General features: G+C 64.9%; 19 protein-coding genes and 1 tRNA gene. 15 read left to right on the top strand and 5 right to left on the bottom strand.

Translation table 11 applies throughout. The annotated features are described in order from the left end of the window. Window positions 1–44: 44 nt before the first annotated feature. Window positions 45–683, bottom strand: a complete 639-nt coding sequence (locus AC1X6S_RS03835) for an MBL fold metallo-hydrolase (protein ID WP_483404466.1) — start codon at window positions 681–683, stop codon at window positions 45–47. A 211-nt stretch (window positions 684–894) separates the two neighbouring features. Here AC1X6S_RS03835 and AC1X6S_RS03830 point away from each other — a divergent pair. From AC1X6S_RS03830 to AC1X6S_RS03805, 6 genes are all read left to right on the top strand, one after another. After that, window positions 895–967: transfer RNA gene (locus AC1X6S_RS03830), tRNA-Glu, on the top strand. A 282-nt stretch (window positions 968–1,249) separates the two neighbouring features. Next, on the top strand, window positions 1,250–2,878 hold the full coding sequence (locus AC1X6S_RS03825) for an ABC transporter substrate-binding protein (protein ID WP_483404465.1): 1,629 nt from the start codon (window positions 1,250–1,252) through the stop codon (window positions 2,876–2,878). Between the two features lie 73 nt (window positions 2,879–2,951). Beyond that, window positions 2,952–4,073 carry an ABC transporter permease gene (locus tag AC1X6S_RS03820; protein WP_483404464.1) on the top strand — a complete coding sequence of 374 codons (1,122 nt, stop codon included), beginning with the start codon at window positions 2,952–2,954 and terminating at the stop codon, window positions 4,071–4,073. Between the two features lies 1 nt (window position 4,074). Beyond that, entirely contained in the window at window positions 4,075–5,115 is a 1,041-nt protein-coding gene (locus AC1X6S_RS03815; RefSeq protein ID WP_483404463.1) for an ABC transporter permease, read from the top strand. After that, on the top strand, window positions 5,112–6,800 hold the full coding sequence (locus AC1X6S_RS03810; protein ID WP_483404462.1) for a dipeptide ABC transporter ATP-binding protein: 1,689 nt from the start codon (window positions 5,112–5,114) through the stop codon (window positions 6,798–6,800). The genes AC1X6S_RS03815 and AC1X6S_RS03810 overlap by 4 nt, the downstream gene beginning before the upstream one ends. Before the next feature lie 9 nt (window positions 6,801–6,809). Beyond that, window positions 6,810–7,835, top strand: a complete 1,026-nt coding sequence (locus AC1X6S_RS03805; RefSeq protein ID WP_483404461.1) for a DUF418 domain-containing protein — start codon at window positions 6,810–6,812, stop codon at window positions 7,833–7,835. Window positions 7,836–7,844: 9 nt separating this feature from the next. On the opposite strand, the gene AC1X6S_RS03800 is transcribed toward AC1X6S_RS03805, so the two are convergent. Together AC1X6S_RS03800 and AC1X6S_RS03795 are read right to left on the bottom strand one after the other, a co-directional pair. Further along, the gene (locus AC1X6S_RS03800; RefSeq protein WP_483404460.1) at window positions 7,845–9,632 is read right to left on the bottom strand and encodes a glycoside hydrolase family 15 protein; all 1,788 of its coding nucleotides are present in this window, start codon (window positions 9,630–9,632) and stop codon (window positions 7,845–7,847) included. Between the two features lie 78 nt (window positions 9,633–9,710). Next, complete coding sequence (locus AC1X6S_RS03795; protein WP_483404459.1) at window positions 9,711–10,436, bottom strand: TIGR00645 family protein; 726 nt, start codon at window positions 10,434–10,436, stop codon at window positions 9,711–9,713. Window positions 10,437–10,717: 281 nt separating this feature from the next. Here AC1X6S_RS03795 and AC1X6S_RS03790 point away from each other — a divergent pair, with 281 nt between their 5' ends. From AC1X6S_RS03790 to AC1X6S_RS03760, 7 genes are all read left to right on the top strand, one after another. Then, window positions 10,718–11,728, top strand: coding sequence for a TerC family protein (locus tag AC1X6S_RS03790; protein WP_108962094.1), 1,011 nt, complete (start codon window positions 10,718–10,720; stop codon window positions 11,726–11,728). 120 nt (window positions 11,729–11,848) lie between these two features. Further along, entirely contained in the window at window positions 11,849–13,339 is a 1,491-nt protein-coding gene (gene leuC, locus AC1X6S_RS03785) for a 3-isopropylmalate dehydratase large subunit (protein WP_483404458.1), read from the top strand. Between the two features lie 2 nt (window positions 13,340–13,341). Next, on the top strand, window positions 13,342–13,938 hold the full coding sequence (leuD, locus tag AC1X6S_RS03780; RefSeq protein ID WP_483404457.1) for a 3-isopropylmalate dehydratase small subunit: 597 nt from the start codon (window positions 13,342–13,344) through the stop codon (window positions 13,936–13,938). Between the two features lie 64 nt (window positions 13,939–14,002). Continuing rightward, window positions 14,003–15,328, top strand: coding sequence for a UDP-N-acetylglucosamine 1-carboxyvinyltransferase (gene murA / locus AC1X6S_RS03775; protein ID WP_483404456.1), 1,326 nt, complete (start codon window positions 14,003–14,005; stop codon window positions 15,326–15,328). A gap of 7 nt (window positions 15,329–15,335) precedes the next feature. Beyond that, window positions 15,336–16,100, top strand: coding sequence for a lysophospholipid acyltransferase family protein (locus AC1X6S_RS03770; protein ID WP_483404455.1), 765 nt, complete (start codon window positions 15,336–15,338; stop codon window positions 16,098–16,100). Next, on the top strand, window positions 16,097–17,218 hold the full coding sequence (locus AC1X6S_RS03765; protein WP_483404454.1) for an NAD(P)H-dependent glycerol-3-phosphate dehydrogenase: 1,122 nt from the start codon (window positions 16,097–16,099) through the stop codon (window positions 17,216–17,218). The genes AC1X6S_RS03770 and AC1X6S_RS03765 overlap by 4 nt, the downstream gene beginning before the upstream one ends. Next, window positions 17,121–18,227, top strand: a complete 1,107-nt coding sequence (locus AC1X6S_RS03760; protein WP_483404453.1) for a D-alanine--D-alanine ligase family protein — start codon at window positions 17,121–17,123, stop codon at window positions 18,225–18,227. Before AC1X6S_RS03765 ends, AC1X6S_RS03760 begins: the two co-directional genes overlap by 98 nt. Here the strand turns inward: AC1X6S_RS03760 and AC1X6S_RS03755 are convergent. Next, window positions 18,224–18,724, bottom strand: a complete 501-nt coding sequence (locus tag AC1X6S_RS03755; protein ID WP_483404452.1) for a DUF3515 domain-containing protein — start codon at window positions 18,722–18,724, stop codon at window positions 18,224–18,226. The two genes, AC1X6S_RS03760 and AC1X6S_RS03755, sit on opposite strands and share 4 nt — an antisense overlap. 24 nt (window positions 18,725–18,748) lie before the next feature. Here AC1X6S_RS03755 and thiL point away from each other — a divergent pair, with 24 nt between their 5' ends. Continuing rightward, window positions 18,749–19,759 carry a thiamine-phosphate kinase gene (gene thiL / locus AC1X6S_RS03750; RefSeq protein ID WP_483404451.1) on the top strand — a complete coding sequence of 337 codons (1,011 nt, stop codon included), beginning with the start codon at window positions 18,749–18,751 and terminating at the stop codon, window positions 19,757–19,759. Window positions 19,760–19,762: 3 nt separating this feature from the next. Here thiL and rsmD read toward each other — a convergent pair whose 3' ends face one another. Continuing rightward, on the bottom strand, window positions 19,763–20,323 hold the full coding sequence (rsmD, locus tag AC1X6S_RS03745) for a 16S rRNA (guanine(966)-N(2))-methyltransferase RsmD (protein WP_483404450.1): 561 nt from the start codon (window positions 20,321–20,323) through the stop codon (window positions 19,763–19,765). Between the two features lie 53 nt (window positions 20,324–20,376). Here rsmD and AC1X6S_RS03740 point away from each other — a divergent pair, with 53 nt between their 5' ends. Beyond that, window positions 20,377–22,572 (top strand): ATP-dependent DNA helicase RecG, encoded by a 2,196-nt coding sequence (locus tag AC1X6S_RS03740; RefSeq protein WP_483404449.1) that lies wholly within the window; start codon window positions 20,377–20,379, stop codon window positions 22,570–22,572. Window positions 22,573–22,603 lie beyond the last annotated feature (31 nt).

Below are 22,603 nucleotides of genomic sequence, written 5' to 3'. Positions count from 1 at the left end.
TGGTGTATGGAGAGCGAGTACCCGTCCCGATGCCGCCCCGACCGTCAGATATCCAGGGTGTCGCCCGGGCCCAGGGGGAAGAACACCCCTCCGTTTTGGCTGGTGGCCCATTCGATCCGGGCGTTGGCCATGTCCTTGCCCGCTTTCGCGAGAACCATCTCGTGGGTCGGGAACGTCCTCCGGGGTTTCACCGCGAGAACGAAGTCCATGACTTCGCCGATCTTGAGCCACGGGGCGCCAGCGGGAACGGCCATCACGTCGACATCGACGCCCGCGGGGATCGTGTACGAATCGCCGGCGTAATAGACCCTGTCGTTGACGAGTACGCCGACGTTGTCGACGATCGGGATCGACCGGTGAATCTCGTTGTGCCTGGCGCCAAAGAACTCGAGTGAAAACGGCCCGACCTCGACCCTGTCACCCTCTTTCACCACCCGAACATCGAACCCGGATGCCGCGAGGGCGAACCCGGCGGGGCCGAAGATCTGTACGTCTGGACTCTTCGATCTGATGCGCTCCAGCTGCTCCGGCGTCCAGTGGTCGGCGTGCTCGTGCGTGACGACAATGGCATCCGCCTGGGCGCCGTCCGTGATCGGAGTCGTGAATGATCCGGGATCGATAAAAAGTTTCCTCCCTGACTCTTCGAGAACGAGGGCGGCGTGTTCGAGCTTGGTCAGTTTCATACTCAGAGCTAATACCGTTGGCGTCCCGCGGGGCAAGAGGCTGGCTGAGCTTGAAATATTCTCCGTAGTGCATAGAATCCGGCCCGGCAATTCGGCCCCTGCGCACGTGGGGGAGCGGGAAAAGACTCTGAGCGTGCCCGCGCTGGGCGCCGGCGCCCCGCTCAATTTGAAAGTGTGTGATTCGTGTGCCATACTCGAACACGTTGTTTCCGGCCCCATCGTTTAGCGGCCTAGGACACCGCCCTCTCACGGCGGCAGCACGGGTTCAAATCCCGTTGGGGTCACAACTCACCAAACCCTCGTAACAGGTAACTGTTGCGGGGGTTTTGTGTTTAACCGCTCGAACTGATGAACGGATGAATTACGAACGGATCGCCCTCGGCCGGGTATCCGTCGCAGGATCTTCATCCCAATGTTGCGACTGTGTAAATCCATCGTGCTGAAGAGGACATAGCCTCACCTCCTGCATCGTCCTGTGCTAGTAAAGGATCACACCAAAACACTGCGGCGCTGCAGACACCCGTCTGCGCTGTCGTGTCCGCACATTCACAGAAGGGGAGACGGATATGGCATCCGCATCCACCAACGGCAAGCGAATCGCGACAGCCACAGCAGCGTTCGCTGTCACTGCCCTCGCGATCTCCGGCTGCGCAGGAACCTCGGGCAACAACTCGTCGGGCTCCGGGGGAGACTCGATCACCGTCGGCACGACCGACAAGGTAACCACCCTCGACCCGGCAGGCTCGTACGACAACGGATCATTCGCCGTCATGAACCAGGTGTTCCCGTTCCTCATGAACACCCCGTACGGCAGCCCGGATGTCGAACCGGACATCGCGGAGTCGGCCGAGTTCACGTCGCCGGCACAGTACACGGTGACGCTCAAGGAGGGACTCACCTGGGCGAACGGCAACGAGCTCACGTCATCCGACGTCAAATTCTCGTTCGACCGTCAGCTCGCGATCGCCGATGACAACGGTCCGTCGTCGCTTCTCTACAACCTCGACAGTGTCGAGACCCCTGACGAGCTCACCGTGGTGTTCAACCTCAAGCAGGAGAACGACCAGGTCTTCGCTCAGATCCTCTCAAGCCCCGCCGGGCCGATCGTCGACGAGGAGGTGTTCGCCGCTGATGCCCTGACGCCCGACGACGAGATCGTGGACGGTGAGGCGTTCGCCGGGCAGTACACGATCGCGAGTTACGACTTCAACAACCTGATCTCCTACAAGGCGAACCCCGACTACCAGGGTCTCCTGGGCGAGGCAGAGACGGAGACCGTCAACGTCAAGTACTACGCGGAGTCCTCGAACCTCAAACTCGCCGTCCAGGAGGGCGACATCGACGTGGCGTTCCGCAGCCTGAGCGCAACGGACACGGCAGACCTCGAGGGCAACGACGACGTCACGGTGCACCAGGGACCTGGTGGTGAGATCCGCTACATCGTCTTTAATTTCAACACCCAGCCGTTCGGCGCAACGACCGCTGAGGCCGACCCGGCCAAGGCGCTCGCCGTCCGCCAGGCTGTCGCCGACCTCATCGACAGGGAAGAGATCGCGGAAGAGGTTTACAAGGGCACCTACACGCCGCTGTACTCGTTCATGCCCGAGGGCCTGACCGGAGCAACGACGATCCTCAAGGATCTCTATGGCGACGGCAACGGCGCTCCCTCTGAGGAGAAGGCGACCGAGCGGCTCGAAGCGGCGGGCATTACGACGCCGGTCGAACTGAACCTGCAGTACTCGAACGACCACTACGGACCGTCGTCCGGTGACGAGTACGCGCTGATCAAGTCGCAGCTCGAAGCGTCAGGCCTGTTCACGGTCAACCTGCAGACCACCGAGTGGGTGCAGTACTCGGAGGACCGCACCACCGACGTGTACCCGGCATACCAGCTCGGCTGGTTCCCGGACTACTCCGACGGTGACAACTACCTGACACCGTTCTTCCTGCAGGAGAACTTCCTCGCCAACCACTACGACAACCAGGAAGTCAACGACCTGATCCTCGCTCAGGCCTCAACGGTCGACCCGGACGAGCGGGCGGCGATCTTCGAGGAGATCCAGGCCAAGGTGGGCGCCGAGCTGTCGACAGTGCCCTACCTCCAGGGTGCCCAGGTGGCTGTAGCCGGATCCGACGTCGACGGGGTCACTCTCGACGCGTCGTTCAAGTTCCGTTACGCACCACTGAGCAAGTAAGCACACCGCCGAAGCGTCTTCGGCACACGCTGCAGGGCGACCGGTTCCGTCCGGTCGCCCTGCACCTTTTCGATTGGCAGGTCGACCCCTGAGTTCCCTCACCCTCCCGGCGACGAACGGACAACCCAGCCCCGTTCCGAAGCCGGAACCCAAGTCCTCCAGGACATCCTCGAGCGGCGGTTTCTGGCGTTACCTCGTCGTGCGCTTCCTCCTCATCATCCCGACGGTATTCATCCTCGTCACGCTGGTCTTCATCCTGATGAGGACGACGGGTGATCCCATCACGGCGGCCCTCGGTGACCGCCTCACGGCCGACCAGCTCGCCGAACGCGTCGCTGCCGCCGGATACGACCGGCCCATCTTTGTGCAGTACCTCGAATACCTCGGCCAGATCTTCACCGGCAACTTCGGCACGACGCTGAGCGATAACCGGCCGGTTCTCGAAGTCCTCCTCACCTACGGTGCCGCCACGCTCGAGCTCGCGTTCTACGCACTCATCGTCGCGTTCATCGTCGGCATCCCGCTCGGCATGGTCGCCGCGTATTTTCGTGACAAGACTCCGGATGCCATCCTGCGAGTGCTCGCGATCCTCGCGTACGCCACCCCCGTGTTCTTCGCGGGAATGCTCCTCAAACTGATCTTCTCGGTCTGGCTGAAGGTGCTCCCGGTCTCGGGCAGGGGGACAACGAACACCGAACTCGAGATGCAGCTCCTCGAGGGCAAGACGGGAATCTACCTGTGGGACGCGCTCCGCATCGGGGACCCCGGGATCATCGGAGATGTGCTAGCCCACGCCGTTCTCCCCGGGCTGACCCTCGGACTCCTTACAGCGGGAATCTTCCTTCGGCTCGTCCGAACCAACGTCATCGGAACGCTGTCGACCGACTACGTCGACGCCGGCCGCTCCCGCGGAGTCAGCGAGTTCAGGCTCGTGACGAAGCACGCCTACCGTCCAGCCCTCATCCCGATCATCACCGTCATCGGCCTGCAGATCGCCCTTCTGCTCGGCGGTGCGGTCCTCACCGAGACCACGTTCGAGTGGAAAGGCCTCGGCTTCCAGCTCAGCGAATACCTGCAGGCCCGTGACTTCGTGGCCGTGCAGGGCATCGTCGTGTTGCTCGCCGTCATCGTGGCCCTCACCAACTTCATCGTCGACGTGATCGCGGCACTCATCGACCCGCGAGTGAGGTACTGATATGGCTACCGAAACACCCACGTCCAGGAACGGCCGCTGGCGCCGCCTGCCCGTCGTGCACCAACTCTTTCAGAGCGTTGGAATTCAGCGAGGGATGCTCGTTGCCGGCCTCGTCCTGACGGCGATCTTCGTGCTGACAGCGATTTTCGCGCCCATCCTGGCGCCGTACGGCTACAACCAGCTGCGCGACGACGCGGGCGCATTCGGGGCTCAGCGCCCGCCGAGCCCTGAGCACCTGCTCGGCACGACGGTCGGCGGGTACGACGTGCTGTCCCGGGTCATCTGGGGTGCACAGACCGGGCTCAGCGTTGTGGTCGTTGCCGTGCTGCTGTCGATCTTCGCCGGGGTGGCCCTCGGGCTGGTCTCGGGTTACTTCGGGGGATGGCTCGACCGCGTCCTCGTCGTCGTCTGCGACGCAATTTACGCCTTCCCGACGCTGCTGCTCGCGATCGTCATGTCGATCGCCATCTCCGGCGGACAGTCGAGCCTGTGGGGCGGCATCTTCGCCGCCGCCATCTCGATCACCGTTGTCTTCATTCCCCAGTACTTCCGCGTCATCCGTGCCGAGACGGTTCGGATCAAGAGCGAGGCATACGTGGAGAGCGCCAAGGTCGTCGGTACCGGCAACGTGCGCATCATGTTCAGGCACGTGCTCAGGAATGCCACCCGCACGCTCCCGCTGATCTTCACGCTCAACGCCTCCGAGGCCATCCTCACCCTCGCCGGGCTCGGGTTCCTCGGCTTCGGCATCGAGCCGACCTCGGCGAGCGAGTGGGGCTTCGACCTCAACAAGGCGCTCTCGGACGTGTCGAGTGGTATCTGGTGGACGTCGGTTCCGCCCGGACTCGCCATTGTGCTGACCGTGCTCGGCGTGACCCTCGTCGGCGAGAGCCTCAACGACCTCGCAGACCCGAGGCTTCGCGGCCGCAGGGCGGTCAGTGCCGCGTCCGGCACGGTCGCTGAGACGTCGGTGGTACCCGGCGGAACGCTCACAGCCGGGCCGGGCGGACTCGCCGGACTCGAGAACGAAGGACGATCATGACCGACGTACTGCAGATCAGGAACCTGGACGTCTCATTTGCGACGGATGCCGGTGCGGTCAAGGCCGTCGACAATGTCAGCCTCAGCGTCGGTCCACGTGAGGTCGTCGCGATAGTGGGGGAGTCCGGCAGCGGCAAGACCGTGACCGCGAAGACGATTCTCGGGCTCCTGCCCGAGACGGCGACACGGGCGGGCGCCGTCATCCTGAGGCACAAGGACGGAACAGGGGAGAACGACGTTGTTTCCGTGTCGAAGGACCAGCTGCGTCGCATCCGCGGCAGTGACGTCTCCATGGTCTTCCAGGAGCCGTCGACCGCTCTCAACCCCGTGTACACGGTCGGCTGGCAGATCGCGGAGGGGCTCCGCGCCCACGACGCCAAACTCAGCCGAAAGGTGGCGCGGTCCCGCGCGGTCGAGATCCTGACAAAGGTCGGGATCCCCGATCCCGAGACCCGGGTGGACTATTACCCGCACCAGTTCTCGGGTGGGCAGAAGCAGCGCGTCGTTATCGCCATGGCGCTCGTCCTCAATCCGGGACTCATCGTGGCCGACGAGCCGACGACGGCGCTCGACGTGACGGTCCAGGCCGAGATCCTCGATCTGCTCAGGCGTTGCCGAGACGAGTTCGGCTCGAGCATCGTTCTCATCACCCACAACATGGGCGTCGTGGCTGATCTCGCCGACCGGGTCGTCGTCATGTACCAGGGCGCGGTGGTCGAAGAGGCCGACGTGCACAGCCTTTTCACTAACCCGCAGAACGAGTACACGAAAAAGCTCCTTGGGGCTGTGCCGCGAATCGGCCAGAAAATCGAGGCTGCCGAACGCAAAGCGCCGATCGACCGCGAAACTGCTCCGGTGGTCGCCGCAGACAACCTGCGGATCGAATACCCCGGTCGGCTCGGGCAACCGGGTTTCCTCGCCGTCGACGGCGTCAGTTTCACCATCGCGCCGGGCGAGGTGCTCGGACTGGTGGGGGAGTCGGGGTCGGGGAAGACGACGATCGGGCGAGCCATCGCCGGGCTCACGAAAGTGACGGGCGGGTCGCTCAGCGTGCTCGGCTCCGAAATGAACGGAATGAAGGAGCGGTCGTTCCGCAAGAAGCGAAGCTCGATCGGCTTCGTCTTCCAGGATCCCGCATCGAGCTTCAACCCGCTGCTGACCATTAGCGAGTGCGTTGCAGAGCCGCTGAGGGTGCACCGCAGGGATCTCGACTCCCGCGCCGTGGCGCAGAGGGTCGGTGAACTGCTCGAGGCTGTCCAGCTTCCGAAGTCGTACGGTGGGCGATACCCGCATGAGCTGAGCGGAGGACAACGACAGCGTGCAAGTCTCGCGAGGGCCCTCGCGTTGAACCCGAAACTGCTGATTGCCGATGAACCGACGAGCGCGCTCGACGTTTCGGTACAGGCACGGGTGCTCGAGCTCTTCGCGGAGCTCCAGGCCGAACTCGGCTTCGCCGCGCTCTTCATCAGCCATGACCTCGCCGTCGTCGACATCCTGGCCGACCGGATTGCCGTGCTGTACCACGGCAGGCTCGTCGAAGAGGGGACGGGAGCCGAGGTCCTCGGCGCGCCTCGGGAGGCATACACGCAACGGTTGCTCGCTTCGCTCCCGGTGCCGGATCCCGTTGCCCAGGCGGAGCGCCGCCGCGTCCTGGCGGGGCTGACGCACACCACTCCGCCGGTGTAGGTCACACCCATGAGTGGCGATGTCCGCCTCGGCCGGTCCGGTTCTCCCCGGATCGTCGGGGTCGACATCGCCCGAGGGCTGGCGATCATCGGAATGTTCGTCGCCCACACCATGCCGAATCCCGGCGACAGGGAATTGCTCGTCGACGGCCGGTCCTCCATCCTGTTCGCCACCCTGGCCGGGGTGTCTCTCGGTATTCTGTCCGGGCAGGATTCGCCCACGCCGCGAGGATCACGCTCCGGCGTTTACCGGCGCATCCTGATCAGGGCACTCGCGATTTTTCTGCTCGGCGTGGTACTGACCTCGCTCGGCAGCGAAATCGCGATCATCCTCGACTACTACGCGATCATGTTCCTCGTCGCCCTGCCCGGGTTGTTCCTGCCGCGGATCTGGCTGGGCGTGCTCCTCCTGACCTTCGCATTCGTCGCCCCCGTTCTTGCCTCGATCGTCACCGATGACTCGAGCAGATCGCCGTCGATCTCTGAGATTCTCCGTGAGTACTTCCTCACCGGGTTCTATCCCGTGCTGATCTGGCTTCCCTTCGTCTTTGCCGGGTTGATCGCCGCCCGGTCGGGGCTCGCCCGGCCCCGCACCCAGGTGATCATGATCGGCTGCGGGACCGGGGCAGCGCTGGCCGGCTACGGTGCTGCCGCTGTCCTGCCGGGGGTGACGGCGGCGGCCCACTCGGGTACGACCGCGGAAGTGTTCGGCTCCGGGGGCGTCGCTCTCGCGGCAATTGGGATTCTGGTTGCCGCGACCACGACCGCCCCCGCGGCTGTTCGTCGAGTCGTCGGAACGGTGCTCGCTCCCGTCGGGGCCGCTGGAGCGATGGCGCTGAGCGTGTACACGGCTCAAATCGTGATCCTCGCGATCGCCGTGCAGATTCGTGACAGCTCGGGACTCGTCGACTACCCGGGCTGGCCTCTCCTCGGCGGTCTCGTGATCGGTTCCCTCATTGGCTCGTGGCTGTGGCAGCGTTACCTTGGCAAGGGCCCGCTCGAGCGGGCGATCGCGCTCGCTTCCGGCCCGGGCTGAGAGCGGAGATCACCCATGTTCGCGAGCCTCAGCGGCGCGGATGGCCCTCACCGCAAGCGCCAGGGCGAGGTGTGAGAACGCCTGTGGCGTGTTCCCGGCCTGTCTGCCGTGTCCGACGTCGTATTGCTCTGACATCAGGCCGACGTCGTTGGCCAGGCCGACGAGGCGATCCATCAGCGCCCTGGCCTCAGCAAGCCGTCCGCTCGCCGCATACTGCGAGACGAGCCAGAATGAGCAGGCGAGAAACGGATGCTCGTCGCCGGGCAGCCCGTCAACGCCTGCCTCTGTTCGGTAGCGGAGCAGTAACCCGTCACGCAGAAGATCGGCCTCGATGGCGGCGACGGTTCCAAGCATCCGCGGATCGCGGGCATGGCAGTACCCGACCTCGACGAGCTGAAGCAACGATGCGTCCACTTCGGTTGTTCCATAGAACTGGGTGTAGCTGTTGCGTTCGGTGTCGAAACCCTCTGTCTCGATCTCTTCGCGGATCAGCGCGCGCAGCTCGACCCACCTGTCCACCGGCCCGTCGAGGCCGAACTCGGTGACCGCGCGAATCGCCCGATCGAAGGCAGCCCACATCATCACGCGCGAGTGGGTGAATCGCTGGGGTGAGCCACGGGTCTCCCAGATGCCCTGGTCCGGCGCCTGCCAGTGGGTTTCGATGTAGCTCACCAGGGCGCGCTGCAACGCCCAGGAGTACGAGGTCTCTGCGACCCCGGCGATACGGGCGTCGTGGAGGGCGACCATCACCTCGCCGATGACATCCGACTGCACCTGCAGCGCTGCGGCGTTGCCGATACGCACCGGCCGGGACTCCAGATATCCGGGCAGGGCAGTGAGCTCACGTTCGGGCAGGTCACGTTCGCCGCTCAGTCCATACATGATCTGCACGTCTTTAGGATCACCGGCGATCGCCCGCAACAGCCAGAGCCGCCAGCGGTCGACGCCCTCGGTGACTCCGCAGGAGACGAGAGCTGTTACCGCGAGGGAGGCGTCACGGAGCCAGACGTACCGATAGTCCCAGTTGCGGCTGCCGCCAAAGTCCTCGGGAAGTGACGTGGTCGCCGCGGCGACGATTCCGCCCGTCTCCTCATGGGTCAACGCGCGCATGACGAGTAAGGACCTGGCCATCTCGGCGGCGTATGGGCCGTGCTGTTCGAGGATCGATGACCACTCGCGCCACCAGTCGCGCGTTCGCGCCAGGTGCTCGTCGACATCGAGCGGCGCCGGCGGTTCACGGTGCGAGGGATACCACGTCATTGTGAGGTCGACCGTCTCGCCGGCGCCAACGGTGAACCTGTTCGAGTGCTCCCTGTTGGACGCGAACAGCTCGGGGCCACGCACGACGACGGCGTCGGGGCCGGCGACAGCGATCAGCGCGGCTCCGTTGTCGTCCCTGACCTTGCGGACCCAGGGCATCGCCGTTGCGTAGCCGAAGCGGAAGCGCATCTCCTGGGCGAACTCGACGCGTCCGGAAACCCCCCGTACCCGGCGAATCACATCGGCGCGATGGTCGGATCTCGGCATGACGTCCGTGACTTCGGCTACACCGTCAGTGGAGGTCCAGGTGGTCACGAGGGTGAACGACTCTCCGTCGTATCGCCGACGGCCCGTCGCCTCTTCGGCTGATGGTGCCAGTTTCCATCGACCGTGATCCTCGGTGCCGAGGAGCGCAGCAAACATCGACGCAGAGTCGTACCTCGGCATACACAACCAGTCGATGCTACCGTCGCGACCGACGAGCGCAGCCGTGTAGCAGTCGCTGATCAGTGCATAGTCTTCGATGCGGGATGCCATCGGTTCAGTCTGGCATCCTGACTTTGCCTTGGCACCACCTGATTTCGCGCCCCGGAAACCCCGACTGGCTGACCGCGACTAGATTCGCGAGATTTCGCGCTCTCCGGCGGCGCGCGACAGAGCGTCAGGGGCAACACGGGTATCGGTCAGGTGGTGCTCCGCCTGTGCGTCCCCCGCGGGGTCGGCTCCGGGCGCAGCACCAGGGGCACCGTGCCCGAGCGGGGGCGTGTACTTCGACATCCTGTCGATCGCAGCGAGGGCGAGGGCGGAAACGATGAACACCATGTGGATGACGACCTGCCAGAACACGCCGAGGGAGGTGTATGCCTCGTCGGTGACCTCCTGGCCGCTTCCGGCATCCGTCATGTTTCCCACCTCGATGAACGTCTTGAGCAGGTGGATCGACGAGATACCGATAATGGCCATCGCGAGCTTGACCTTGAGCACGTTGGCGTTGACGTGCGAAAGCCACTCGGGCTGGTCGGGATGCCCGTTGAGGTTGATCTTCGACACGAAGGTCTCGTAGCCACCGATGATGACCATGATGAGGAGGTTCGCGATCATCACGACGTCGATCAGACCGAGAACGGCGAGCATGACGCTCGCTTCTGTCACATCCGCAGAGTGGTTGATTACCTCGTCGCCGAGGTGCCACAACTCCTGGACGAAGACCCACACGTAGATCATCTGGGCGGCGATGAGCCCCAGGTACAGCGGGGCCTGCAGCCACCGGCTGAAGAAGATCATGTAACCGATGCTCGAGACAGCGAGGCTGCGGCCGGCGGGGGGAGGGACGGAAGACATGGGGCTCCTGGGCAGAGGGCGGAAGGCGGCGCGCGAGGGATACGCGGGATAAATCCTAGAGCGGGAAAGCTGCGAGTTCCCGGCGGAGAGCAGCTGACGCGCGAAGTCGACTAAAGTGGACACCGCGAAGGGGAGTATCCCTCTGCACGGCATCCGTCATCACGGGTCACATCGTTGAGACCCCGGGCGCCGTGGCACGGCCTGTTGTGGCCGATGCGGGAGAGACTTTCGGGCGTTTCTCGTACCCACCCCCCGTCACACCCTCCACCGAAAGGTCCCGGATGCACCCGGTATTGCCCCTCTGGTTTGAAATCGGCTCATACGTCGTACTCGGCCTGATCCTGATCGCTGACCTCGCCCTGGTGGTGAAACGTCCGCACATTCCATCGATGAAGGAATCGACCCTGTGGGTCGTCTTCTACGTCACGCTCGCGCTCGTCTTCGCCGGCCTGATGTTCCTCATCTCCGGCGGCGAGTTCGCCGGACAGTTCCTCGCGGGCTGGCTCACCGAGTACAGCCTGTCGATCGACAATCTCTTCGTCTTCGTCATCATCATGGCGAGGTTCTCGGTGCCCAAACGGCTCCAGCAGGAAGTGCTCATGGTGGGCATCATCATCGCCCTCATCTTCCGCGGAATCTTCATCCTCCTCGGTGCGCAGCTCATCGAGAGCTTCAGCTGGGTGTTCTACCTCTTCGGCGCCTTCCTGCTCTACACCGCGTGGAAGCAGGCGTTCGGCCACAACGACGACGCTGAAGACGGCGAAACTGCCCTTATCACCTACATGAAGCGCCACATCAGCGTTTCGCCCGACTTCCACGACTCGAAGCTCCGCACGGTCATCGACGGCAAGAAGGTGTGGACGCCGATGCTCATCGTCTTCATCGCCATCGGAACCACCGACGTGATGTTCGCGCTCGACTCGATCCCCGCGATCTTCGGAATCACGCAGAGCCCGTTCATCGTGTTCACCGCGAATATCTTCGCTCTGATGGGACTCCGCCAGCTGTACTTCATGCTCGGTGGCCTCCTCGAGCGCCTTCACTACCTCAAGTACGGCATCGCGTTCATCCTCGCGTTCATCGGAGTGAAGCTCGTGCTCCACGCCATGCACGAGAACGAACTTCCGTTCATCAACGGTGGACAGCACATCGAGTGGGCACCGGAAATCAACACCTGGACATCGCTCGGCGTGATCGTCGTATCGATGGCCGTCGCCACGATCGCGAGCCTCATCAAGTCGGGTCGCGACGCGCGGCGCGCTGAACCGAAGGAATCAGTTCCCAGCGAGTGATATTCTGAGCGCGTGCTGTTCGGGATGCTTCTTAGCTGCCGCGACGGGGCCTAGTCACCAGGCTGCCCCGTCGCGGGGTTCGTCGTTGCCTGAACCATCACTCTTCGCAAGGAATGCAGCATGCAGCAGACAATAGAGTCCACAGCACCGGCGCCGTTCACAGGCATCGGGCACCCGAAGCACGCGGCGCCGGCCGGACAGCCGCGCACTCTCGCCGAAAAGGTCTGGGATGACCACCTGGTTGCCAAGGGTGAAGACGGCAATCCCGACCTGATCTACATCGACCTGCACCTCGTGCACGAGGTCACCAGCCCACAGGCCTTCGACGGTCTCCGGCTGGCCGGTCGACCGGTACGGCGCCCGGACCTCACCATCGCCACAGAGGACCACAACACGCCGACGATCGGCATCGACAAGCCGATCGCCGACCTGACCAGCCGTACCCAGATCGAAACGCTGCGCAAGAACGCCGTCGAATTCGGCATCCGCCTGCACTCGCTCGGTGACATCGAGCAGGGCATCGTGCACGTCGTCGGGCCACAGCTTGGCCTCACCATGCCGGGCATCACCGTGGTCTGCGGCGACTCGCACACCTCTACCCACGGCGCATTCGGGGCCATGGCATTCGGCATCGGCACGAGCGAGGTCGAGCACGTCATGGCGACGCAGACCCTCCCGCTCAAGCCGTTCAAGACCATGGCGATCAACGTCGACGGGACACTGCGGCCCGGCGTGACCGCGAAGGACATCATCCTCGCGGTCATCGCGAAGATCGGGACGGGTGGCGGGCAGGGCTACGTGCTCGAGTACCGCGGTTCGGCCATCCGGGCGCTCTCGATGGAGGGCCGGATGACGATCTGCAACATGTCGATCGAGGCTGGCGCCCGCGCGGGCATGGTCGCCCCGGACGAGACGACCTACGAGTACCTCAAGGGCAGGCCGCACGCACCGAGCGGTGCGGACTGGGATGAGGCCGTCAGCTACTGGAACACCCTCTCGACCGATGAGGGTGCCACCTTCGACGCCGAGGTCTACCTCGACGCCGACACCCTCGATCCCTTCGTCACCTGGGGCACCAACCCGGGGCAGGGCGTCTCTCTCAGCGACACTGTGCCTCACCCGGAAGCCATCGTCGACCCCAACGAGCGCGCAGCCGCCGAGCGAGCGCTCGAATACATGGACCTCGTCGCCGGAACACCGATGAAGGAGATTCCCGTGGATGCCGTGTTCATGGGATCGTGCACCAACAGCCGGATCGAAGACCTCCGTGCCTTCGCGTCGGTGATCGCGGGCAAGAAAAAGGCTGATGGAGTCCGTGTGATGGTGGTTCCCGGATCGGCGCGCGTCCGGATCGAAGCGGAAGCCGAGGGGCTTGACCAGGTGATCAAGGACTTCGGCGCCGAGTGGCGGTTCGCCGGCTGCTCGATGTGCCTCGGCATGAACCCTGATCAGCTTGCGCCGGGCGAGCGCTGTGCCTCGACGAGTAACCGCAACTTCGAGGGTCGCCAGGGCAAGGGTGGGCGCACCCACCTCGTGTCGCCGCTCGTGGCAGCGGCAACAGCCATCCGCGGCACTCTGTCGAGCCCCGCAGACCTCGAAGGAGCGAACTGACAATGGACAAGTTCACCACGGTGACCGGTATCGCAGCGCCGCTGATGCGCTCGAATGTCGACACCGACCAGATCATCCCAGCCGTCTACCTCAAGCGAGTCACCAAGACCGGCTTCGAGGACGCGCTCTTCGCCGGCTGGCGCCAGGATGAGAACTTCGTGCTCAACCGCCCGGAGTTCCAGGGAGCGACGGTTCTCGTGGCGGGTCCCGACTTCGGGACGGGCTCCTCACGCGAGCACGCTGTATGGGCGCTGCGTGACTTCGGCTTCAAGGTGATCCTCAGCCCGCGCTTCGGCGATATCTTCCGTGGAAACTCCGGCAAGCAGGGACTCCTCGCCGCAGAGATCTCCGAAGACGACACGAAAAAAATCTGGGCAGAAATCGATCGCCAGCCGGGAATAGAAATTACAGTCGATCTGGTTGCGAAAGAAGTCGCTATCGGTGACCTCACGGTTTCGTTTGAGATCGATGATTACACTAGGTGGCGATTGATTGAAGGCCTGGACGACATAGGCCTGACCCTGCGTGACGAGGCGCGGATCACTGAATTTGAGGCTGCCAGGGAAACCTGGCGCCCCAAGACCCTTCCCATTAAGTAATCAGGCTGCGCAGGTAAAACATTTGACTTCACTTCTTCAGGACGCATCACGGGCAGGAGCCAGCGTGGGGCTCGCAGGTGACAAGATCACAATCCACGGTGGACGCCCGCTCAACGGACGAATCGAGCTGAAGGGGGCGAAGAACCTGGTCACCAAGGCCATGGTTGCTGCCATCCTCGGTGAGACACCGAGTGTGCTCCGCGATGTGCCGGATATCAGCGATGTCCGCGTGGTTCGTGGCTTGCTCGACGTCCACGGCGTCAAGGTCACAAGCGACGAAGACGGCGTGCTCACCCTCGACCCCTCGAACGTTGAGAGCGCCCACATGGCGGACATCGACGCTCACGCGGGATCAAGCCGTATTCCGATCCTGTTCTGCGGACCGTTGCTGCACCGCCTCGGCGAAGCGTTCATTCCCGACCTCGGTGGGTGCCGCATCGGTGACCGCCCGATCGATTACCACCTGGAAGTTCTTCGTCAGTTCGGTGCCGTCGTGGAGAAGCAGCCGAGTGGCATCCGGATGAGTGCACCGAACGGGCTCAAGGGCACCAAGGTCCACCTGCCGTACCCGAGCGTCGGCGCGACCGAGCAGGTCCTGCTCACCGCTGTGCGCGCGGAGGGCATCACCGAGCTGCGTGGCGCGGCGATCGAGCCCGAGATCATGGACCTCATCAACATCCTGCAGAAGATGGGCGCGATCATCGCTGTGGACACCGACCGTGTGATCCGCATCGAGGGCGTTGAACGACTCGAGGGCTACAGCCACACCGCCCTGTTCGACCGCAACGAGGCTGCAAGCTGGGCAGCGGCTGCACTCGCGACCGAGGGAGACATCTTCGTCGGTGGAGCACGCCAGGCCGAGATGCTCACCTTCCTCAACGTGTACCGCAAGGTCGGCGGCAAGTTCGACATCCACGATGACGGCATCCGTTTCTACCACCCGGGCACCGAGCTCAACCCGGTGATCATCGAGACGGACGTCCACCCCGGCTTCATGACCGACTGGCAGCAGCCGCTCGTCGTCGCGCTGACCAAGGCGAAGGGCGTCTCCATCGTGCACGAGACCGTGTACGAGCAGCGCTTCGGTTTCGTTGACGCGCTCGTCGAGATGGGCGCGACAATCCAGGTGCACAAGGAATGCCTCGGCGGACAGGCGTGCCGCTTCGGGCAGCGCAACTTCAACCACTCAGCGGTGATCTCGGGCCCGACCAAGCTGCGTGGAGCAGACATCGTGGTCCCGGACCTCCGTGGTGGATTCTCGCACCTCATTGCCGCGCTGAGCGCCGAGGGAACCTCGACGGTGTCGAACGTCGGCATCATCAGCAGGGGCTACGAGAAGTTCATCACCAAGCTCGAGCAACTGGGAGCCGACTTCGTTCTCGAAGGATAATGGGGCGGTGACCTCACCGAAACCAGTGCGCCTCAGGGCGAGCCCGGAAAAGACCCGACCGTCCATCTACTGGCTTCTGGCATCGATTGCTTTGCCGCCGGCGAGCCTGATGATGCGGCTCCATGTCACCGGCGGTGAGAAGCTGCCTCGGAGCGGACCGTTCATCCTCGCGCCGAACCACTTCAGCGAGATCGACCCGATCGTTGTGGGCATGGCCGTGTGGAAGCTCGGCCGTGCGCCCCGGTTCATGGCAAAGGCGGGCCTGTTCAAAGTGCCGGTGATCGGTTACCTGTTGACGAAGTCGGGCCAGGTCCCAGTGGAACGGACCGGCTCGGTTCGCGGCCAGGACCCGGTCGCGGCCGGCGGGGAGCTCGTCGACAAGGGACAGGGCGTTGTTGTCTACCCGGAAGGGTCGCTCACCCGCGACCCGGACCTGTGGCCGATGCGCGGCAAGACCGGCGCCGTTCGGATCGCGCTGACCTACGGCATCCCGATCACGCCGATGGCGCACTGGGGCACCGACAAGGTCATGGCGAGGTACTCGCGCAAGATAAGCTTTTTCCCGCCCAAGCGTATTGACGTCAAGGTGGGCGATCCGGTCGATCTGTCGCGGTTCGCTGACCGACCGCTCGATGCCGCGACGCTGACCGAGGCGACCGCCGTCGTGATGGCGGCGATCACCGGGTTGCTCGCCGAGATCCGCGGCGAGACGCCCCCGGATGAGCCGTGGGACCCGAGTAAGCACAACCAGAAAGACACGGGCCGATTTTGAGCCGAAAGACAACCGCGCGCGTTGCCGTACTCGGGACGGGCAGCTGGGGCACAACCTTCGGCAAGATCCTGGCGGATGGCGGTTCCCACGTCACCATGTGGGCGCGCCGGCCGGAACTCGCCGCAGAGATCTCCCGCAGCCACCGCAACAGCGACTACCTCCCCGGCGTCGTGCTGCCCTCGAACCTCACGGCAACAGCGAACCTCGCGGACGCGCTCAAGGGCGCCCAGCAGGTCTTCATTGCGGTTCCCAGCCAGTCGCTGCGCGAGAACCTGGCGGCGATCCGCCCCCACATCGAACCGACGACGATCGTCGTCTCGCTGATGAAGGGTGTCGAACGGGGGACAGGACTCCGGATGAGCGAGGTCATCGCCGAGGGCCTCGGTATCGACCCGTCGAGAATCGCTGTGGCCTCTGGCCCGAACCTCGCGCTCGAGATCGCCAGGGAACAGCCGACCGCCGCGGTGATCTCCTCGCAGAGCCTCGAGACCGCCCAGGCCGTCGCGCTCCTCGCCCGCAACAAATACTTCCGTACGTTTGTGAACACGGATGTCATCGGTACGGAATTCGGCGGCGTGCTGAAGAACCTCATCGCGGTTGCCATCGGCATCGTCGACGGGGTCGGGTACGGCGAGAACACCAAGGCGTCGATCATCACCCGCGGGCTCGTTGAGATGACGGACTTCGCCGTCGCGCAGGGCGCGAAAGCCGAGACGCTGTCCGGTCTTGCCGGCCTCGGCGACCTCATCGCCACCTGCCAGTCCCCGTTGTCCCGCAACAATACGGCGGGCCGGCTGCTCGGGCAGGGCTACAGCTTTCCCGCGGTGGTCAAGCAAATGCAGCAGACCGCCGAGGGCCTCGCGAGCGTTGCCCCCGTTCTCGAGCTCGCACGATCCATCGGCGTCGGAATGCCGATCGTCGAGCAGGTCAAGCAGGTACTCGACGGTACCCTCGACCCCAAAGACATTGCACCTCACCTCACGACAGACAGCGACGAGCCCCAGGGCGAAAGGACAAACGATGATCGAGAAGCGCCTGGTGGTGGTGTTGTTTGGAGGTCGGTCAAGCGAGCATTCGATCAGTTGCGCTACGGCGGGCGGAGTACTGCGGGCAATTGATCGCTCGCTGTTCGATGTTGTCCCCGTCGGGATCACCCGCGACGGCGTCTTCGTTCTCGAACAGGACGACCCCGACAGGTTCGCGCTCGACAGGTCGCACCTGCCAGAGGTCGTCGACAACGGCACCCGTGTGCGCTGGCCCGACAGTGCGACCAGCCGCGAGCTGACCGTCACCGCCGACGGCGTCACGACGTCGCTCGGCAACGTCGATATGGTCTTTCCCATCCTGCACGGTCCGTTCGGCGAAGATGGCACGCTCCAGGGCATGCTCGAACTGATCGACATGCCGTACGTCGGCAGCGGAGTGCTCGCGTCAGCCCTCGGGATGGACAAGCACTTCACCAAGACCGTGCTCGAGCACGCGGGGATCACTGTCGCGCCGTGGCGGACCATCTCGCAGCGCGACTACCACGTTGACGACTCGGCAGCATTCGAGGCGCTCAGCACACTCGGTGCGCCCGTGTTCGTGAAACCGGCGAGGGCCGGCTCGAGCGTCGGCGTGAGCAAGGTCACCTCACCCGAACAGCTCGACAGCGCCATGCGCACGGCGTTCGCCGAGGACGACAAGGTGCTCATCGAAAAGGGCATGCCGGGGCGCGAGGTTGAAATCGCCGTGCTCGGAGGCCGTCCGGGTGAACCGGCGCGGGCATCCGTCGCCGGTGAGATCATGATCACCGGGCGGGACTTCTACGACTTCGACGCGAAGTACCTCGACGCCCCGGGAGTCGACCTGATCTGCCCGGCTGACATCGACGCGGACACGCTCGCGGCGCTGCAGTCAATTGCACTCCGTGCGTTCGACGCCATCGGTGCTGAGGGGCTCGCTCGCGTCGACTTCTTTCTCACTGAGGACGGAATCGTCGTCAATGAGGTCAACACGATGCCGGGATTCACGCCCATCTCGATGTTCCCGAGCTGCTGGATCGCGAGCGGCCTCAGCTATGCCGATCTCATCACCGAGCTCATCGACGTTGCCCACGCGCGCCGCGCAGGCGCGCTCTACAGCTAGTCGAGGACGTCTTCGGGGCCGACACAGGCTGTCGTCGCCGGTAGCGACGACACGGCGCTGGAGAGATCGATGAGAGCCGTCGTCCCCGAGACGCCGCCGGTAGCGGCATCCGCGTTGATAATGACCTCGACGGCTGGCTCACGCCCGTAGGTGGTGTATCGGTAGGTGTCGTTCGCCGCTTCGCTCTCGTCGGCGATCCAGTCGATGCCGTTGAGGGCGATGCACGGATCGGTTGTCGGGCCGGGAACGGCGACTCCGCAGCGGAGGATGACAGCGGCTGGTGACCCCCAGGCGGCCGTCGACTGGGCGTTGGTCTCGCGCTTCGGTTTGTCGGCGACGGTGTCTGGCAGCCGGACGATCACGTCGGCGCACGCCGGGTTGTTGGCGTCTGCCGCTGGCTCGAGGGTCACGGCCGAAGAGCACCCGGTGAGGCCGATGAGCGCGGCGAGGAGTACGCCACCGGCGAGGGAACGGAGGGGGAGAGCGCGAGGAGACATCAGGTTCAGGCTACCGTTGAACGCATGACGCAGCCTGACAACTCCCACCCGGATGCCGGGTCAGACACGGTCGGCAGCGTGCACGAGCTGGCCGTGCTGTCGCGCATCTTCCCGCTTCTGCCTGCGGCCAGTGCGGCAACAGTCGGTCCAGGCGATGACGCAGCGGTGATGGCGGCTCCCGACGGCAGGTTCGTGATCACGACAGACATGATGGTGCACGGACCGGACTTCCGCTTCGCGTGGTCGACCGGGCACGACCTCGGCTGGAAGGCAGCCGCGTCAAACCTCGCCGATGTTGCCGCAATGGGTGCACGGCCGACAGGGCTCGTCGTGGCCATCGCTGCAACACGCGACACCCCGGTCACGCTGCTCGAGGACATCGCGACAGGTCTTCGGGATGCCTGCGAAGAGCTCGCTCCCGGCTGCGGTGTGGTCGGCGGGGACCTGTCGGTCTCCGACACCTTCACCCTCGCCATCACCGCATTCGGCGACCTCGAGGGCCGCGCGCCGGTTCTCCGCTCCGGGGCACGCCCCGGCGACACTCTTGCGCTGTGTGGCGACGCCGGGGTCTCAGCGGCCGGCCTGAAACTGCTCTTCACGGATGCCGTGACCCGCGACGGGAGGCCTGACCACGCGAAAGCTCAACGGCTGAGGCAGGAGCACCCCCGCGTTGTCGGCGCACAGCTGGCACCTCGTCCTCCCATCGCGTCAGGCGTCGCCGCCGCACTCGCCGGCGCAACAGCGATGCTCGACGTGTCGGACGGGCTCGGCCTCGACGCGCGAAGAATTGCCGCAGCATCCGGTGTCGCCATCACCCTGGACCGAGCCAGCCTGGGAGACGACCCCGACACGGCACTGCGCGGAGGCGAGGACCACGCACTGCTCGCGACGTTCCCACCCGGCAGTGAGCTGCCGGAGGGATTCCGTGTCATCGGCAGCGTGACCGCCGGCGACGGTGTGACCGTTGGCGGCGAAGCTATCGCTGGTGTCGACGGCTGGGATCCCTATGAGGGGTGGAACGGCGGCACGGGCTAGGGCCTATTCCGGCACTGCCCACCACACGGTGGTCTCGCCATACTTTTTGCGTCGCGCCTGCACGAGACCCGCAGGCCAGACCGGCTCGGGGGAGCGTGAGCTCCGTTCGACCACAACGAGCGAGTCGGGGCCGAGGACCCTGAGGACTGCCGCGAGGTTCGACGCCAGCTCTGCCTCGGGCAGGTCGTACGGCGGGTCGAGGAAGACGAGGTCGAACGGCCCGACCGCTGAGTCGAGGTAGCTCTGCACCGGCCGCGATGCCACGTCGATCTTCACCTTGCCCGGCGCTGCGTTCGACACGGCCTTTGCGTTGAGGCGGCACACTGCTGCTGCCTGAGACGAGCGTTCGACGAGAATGACCTCGCTCGCACCCCGGCTTGCCGCTTCAAGGCCGAGGGCGCCGGATCCGGCGTAGAGGTCGAGCACCTGCGCGCCGTCCAGAATGTCGCGTGCATCGAGTGCCGAGAACATGGCCTCCCGAACCTGGTCGCTCGTCGGCCTGGTGCCGGATTTGGGGACCTTCAGGGGCAGGGAACCGGCAAATCCGGAAACGATTCTTGTCACCAGCCCACAGTACGCTGAGCCTCGACGTCGGTGCGCCCGAATAGACTCGGAGCATGAACGCCCAGCCACTGGCCGCCAAGCTCGACAGCGTCATCGGCGGTCGAACGGCGTCCGCGTTCAAGCGTGCCTTCGGCGTCGTCACCGTCGGCGACCTGCTCGAGCACTACCCGAGACGATACGCGCGCAGGGGTGAGCTGACCGCCCTGAGTGAGCTGCCGGTCGGCGAACCGGTGACCATCGTCGCCGAGGTGATCGAGGTGCGAGAGCGCACCATGAAGGCCCGCAGGGGGTCGATCCTCGAGGTTCGCATCACCGACGGAAAAGGCATCCTGAGCCTGACGTTCTTCAACCAGGCGTGGCGGACGCGCGAGCTTCGCCCCGGTGCCCGCGGAATCTTCGCCGGCAAGGTCGGCGACTACAAAGGTGCACTCCAGCTGGCCCACCCCGACTACGAACTCTTCGAGTCAACCGACGCGGACGCCAGACCGGATGCGGCCAGGAAGTGGGCGGAGACTCCCATCCCGATCTACCCGGCAACGAGCACAGTGGCGAGCTGGCAGGTGCACAAGGCGATGGCGCTTGTGCTCGATTCGCTGCCAGAACTGCCCGACCCGGTCCCGGTTGAGGTCAGGACTCGCGAGAACCTCTTGACCTACGGCCAGGCGATCGAGAAGATCCACCGGCCGACGACGGATGCCGACTGGCACGTCGCGCAGGAAACCCTGCGGTACCGCGAGGCGTTCCTTCTCCAGGCGGCGCTGCTCCAGCAGCGGCAGATCGCCCGACTGGAGGAAACGACACCACGCGTCGCCACCCCGGGCGGTCTGCTCGAACAGTTCGACAGGCAGCTCGCCTTCACCCTCACCGGCGATCAGACCCGCGTGGGCGCTGAGATCGCCAGGGACATGGCGGAGCCGGTGCCGATGAACCGGCTCGTGCAGGGCGAAGTGGGTTCAGGCAAGACTCTCGTCGCCCTCAGGGCAATGCTCGCCGCCGCAGACTCGGGCGGGCAGTCCGCGTTGCTCGCACCCACCGAGGTCCTCGCCGGCCAGCACCTCAGGTCCCTGGTGAAGTCGCTCGGGCCCGACCTGTCCGCGCAACTGTTCCCGACGCTGCTCACCGGGACGATGCCGACCGCGGAGAGACGCAAGGCGCTGCTGCGAATCGTGAGCGGCCAGGCGCGCATCGTCGTCGGAACCCACGCCCTGCTCGGAGAGAGCGTGACCTTCTACGACCTCGGACTCGTCGTCGTCGACGAGCAGCACCGATTTGGGGTGGAGCAGCGCGAAGCGCTTCGGCAGAAGGGCCATCAGCCGCCCCACGTGCTCGTACTGACCGCAACTCCCATTCCGCGAACCGTTGCCATGACCGTCTTTGGCGACCTCGAGGTGAGCACGATTCGTGAGCTGCCGGCTGGCCGGGCCGGGATCGAGTCGTTCGTCGCCGGTCTCGCGGAACATCCCGGGTGGATCCACCGGGTGTGGGAGCGGGTCAGCGAGGAGGTGGCTGCCGGTCGACAGGCGTTCGTGGTCTGCTCAGCGATCGACGTCAACGAGCCCGACGACGTGGACTTCGACCCCACCGACCCCGATGCGCAGCTGCCGGACCTGAAGGACGTGAAAGACCAGGGCCCGCCGCGTTCAACCGTGGTCGGGACGCTCGCCGAACTGCGCCAGTTGCCCGCGACAAAGAATCTTCGCATCGAGGCGCTCCACGGTCGGATGCCAGGCGAGGAGAAAGACCGCATCATGCGCGCGTTCGCCGCCCACGAGATCGACATTCTCGTGGCCACAACGGTGATCGAGGTGGGTGTCGACGTGCCGAACGCATCGACGATGGTCGTGCTCGACGCCGACAGGTTCGGAGTATCCCAGTTACACCAGCTCCGTGGTCGCGTCGGCAGGGGGGAATGGGCCGGACTGTGCCTGCTGGTGACGAACGCAGCACCCGGGACCATCGCCAGGACCCGCGTCGACGCGGTCGCCAGCACCCTCGACGGCTTTGAACTCGCCCAGGCCGACCTCGAGCTGCGCCAGGAGGGAGATGTCCTCGGCAGTGCCCAGTCCGGCGGACGCTCCTCACTCAAGCTGCTGCGCGTGGCTTCGGACGGCGATCTCATCGCCAGGGCGAGGGAAGACGCGCAGGATGTCCTCGAACACGACCCAGGGCTCGACGACCACGTTGCGTTGCGTCACGCGCTCGAGCAGCGCGTCGACGCGTCGGCCCGCGCGGCGCTGTCCAAAAACTGAGAACCGCCGCGCGGCGAATCGGACGAGGGGG

This window comes from Mycetocola sp. Y442 (genome assembly GCF_056898615.1).
Note: the sequence above shows the minus strand (reverse complement) of the source record. Positions and strands in the feature narration are given on the sequence as shown.

What these genes read in the sequence shown, in the direction of transcription:
- AC1X6S_RS03835 (WP_483404466.1), bottom strand. Translation starts at nt 683, where the DNA reads ATGAAACTGACCAAGCTCGAACACGCCGCCCTCGTTCTCGAAGAGTCA.
- AC1X6S_RS03825 (WP_483404465.1), top strand. Translation starts at nt 1,250, where the DNA reads ATGGCATCCGCATCCACCAACGGCAAGCGAATCGCGACAGCCACAGCA.
- AC1X6S_RS03815 (WP_483404463.1), top strand. Translation starts at nt 4,075, where the DNA reads ATGGCTACCGAAACACCCACGTCCAGGAACGGCCGCTGGCGCCGCCTG.
- AC1X6S_RS03810 (WP_483404462.1), top strand. Translation starts at nt 5,112, where the DNA reads ATGACCGACGTACTGCAGATCAGGAACCTGGACGTCTCATTTGCGACG.
- AC1X6S_RS03805 (WP_483404461.1), top strand. Translation starts at nt 6,810, where the DNA reads ATGAGTGGCGATGTCCGCCTCGGCCGGTCCGGTTCTCCCCGGATCGTC.
- AC1X6S_RS03800 (WP_483404460.1), bottom strand. Translation starts at nt 9,632, where the DNA reads ATGGCATCCCGCATCGAAGACTATGCACTGATCAGCGACTGCTACACG.
- AC1X6S_RS03795 (WP_483404459.1), bottom strand. Translation starts at nt 10,436, where the DNA reads ATGTCTTCCGTCCCTCCCCCCGCCGGCCGCAGCCTCGCTGTCTCGAGC.
- AC1X6S_RS03790 (WP_108962094.1), top strand. Translation starts at nt 10,718, where the DNA reads ATGCACCCGGTATTGCCCCTCTGGTTTGAAATCGGCTCATACGTCGTA.
- leuC (WP_483404458.1), top strand. Translation starts at nt 11,849, where the DNA reads ATGCAGCAGACAATAGAGTCCACAGCACCGGCGCCGTTCACAGGCATC.
- leuD (WP_483404457.1), top strand. Translation starts at nt 13,342, where the DNA reads ATGGACAAGTTCACCACGGTGACCGGTATCGCAGCGCCGCTGATGCGC.
- AC1X6S_RS03760 (WP_483404453.1), top strand. Translation starts at nt 17,121, where the DNA reads ATGATCGAGAAGCGCCTGGTGGTGGTGTTGTTTGGAGGTCGGTCAAGC.
- AC1X6S_RS03755 (WP_483404452.1), bottom strand. Translation starts at nt 18,724, where the DNA reads ATGTCTCCTCGCGCTCTCCCCCTCCGTTCCCTCGCCGGTGGCGTACTC.
- thiL (WP_483404451.1), top strand. Translation starts at nt 18,749, where the DNA reads ATGACGCAGCCTGACAACTCCCACCCGGATGCCGGGTCAGACACGGTC.
- AC1X6S_RS03740 (WP_483404449.1), top strand. Translation starts at nt 20,377, where the DNA reads ATGAACGCCCAGCCACTGGCCGCCAAGCTCGACAGCGTCATCGGCGGT.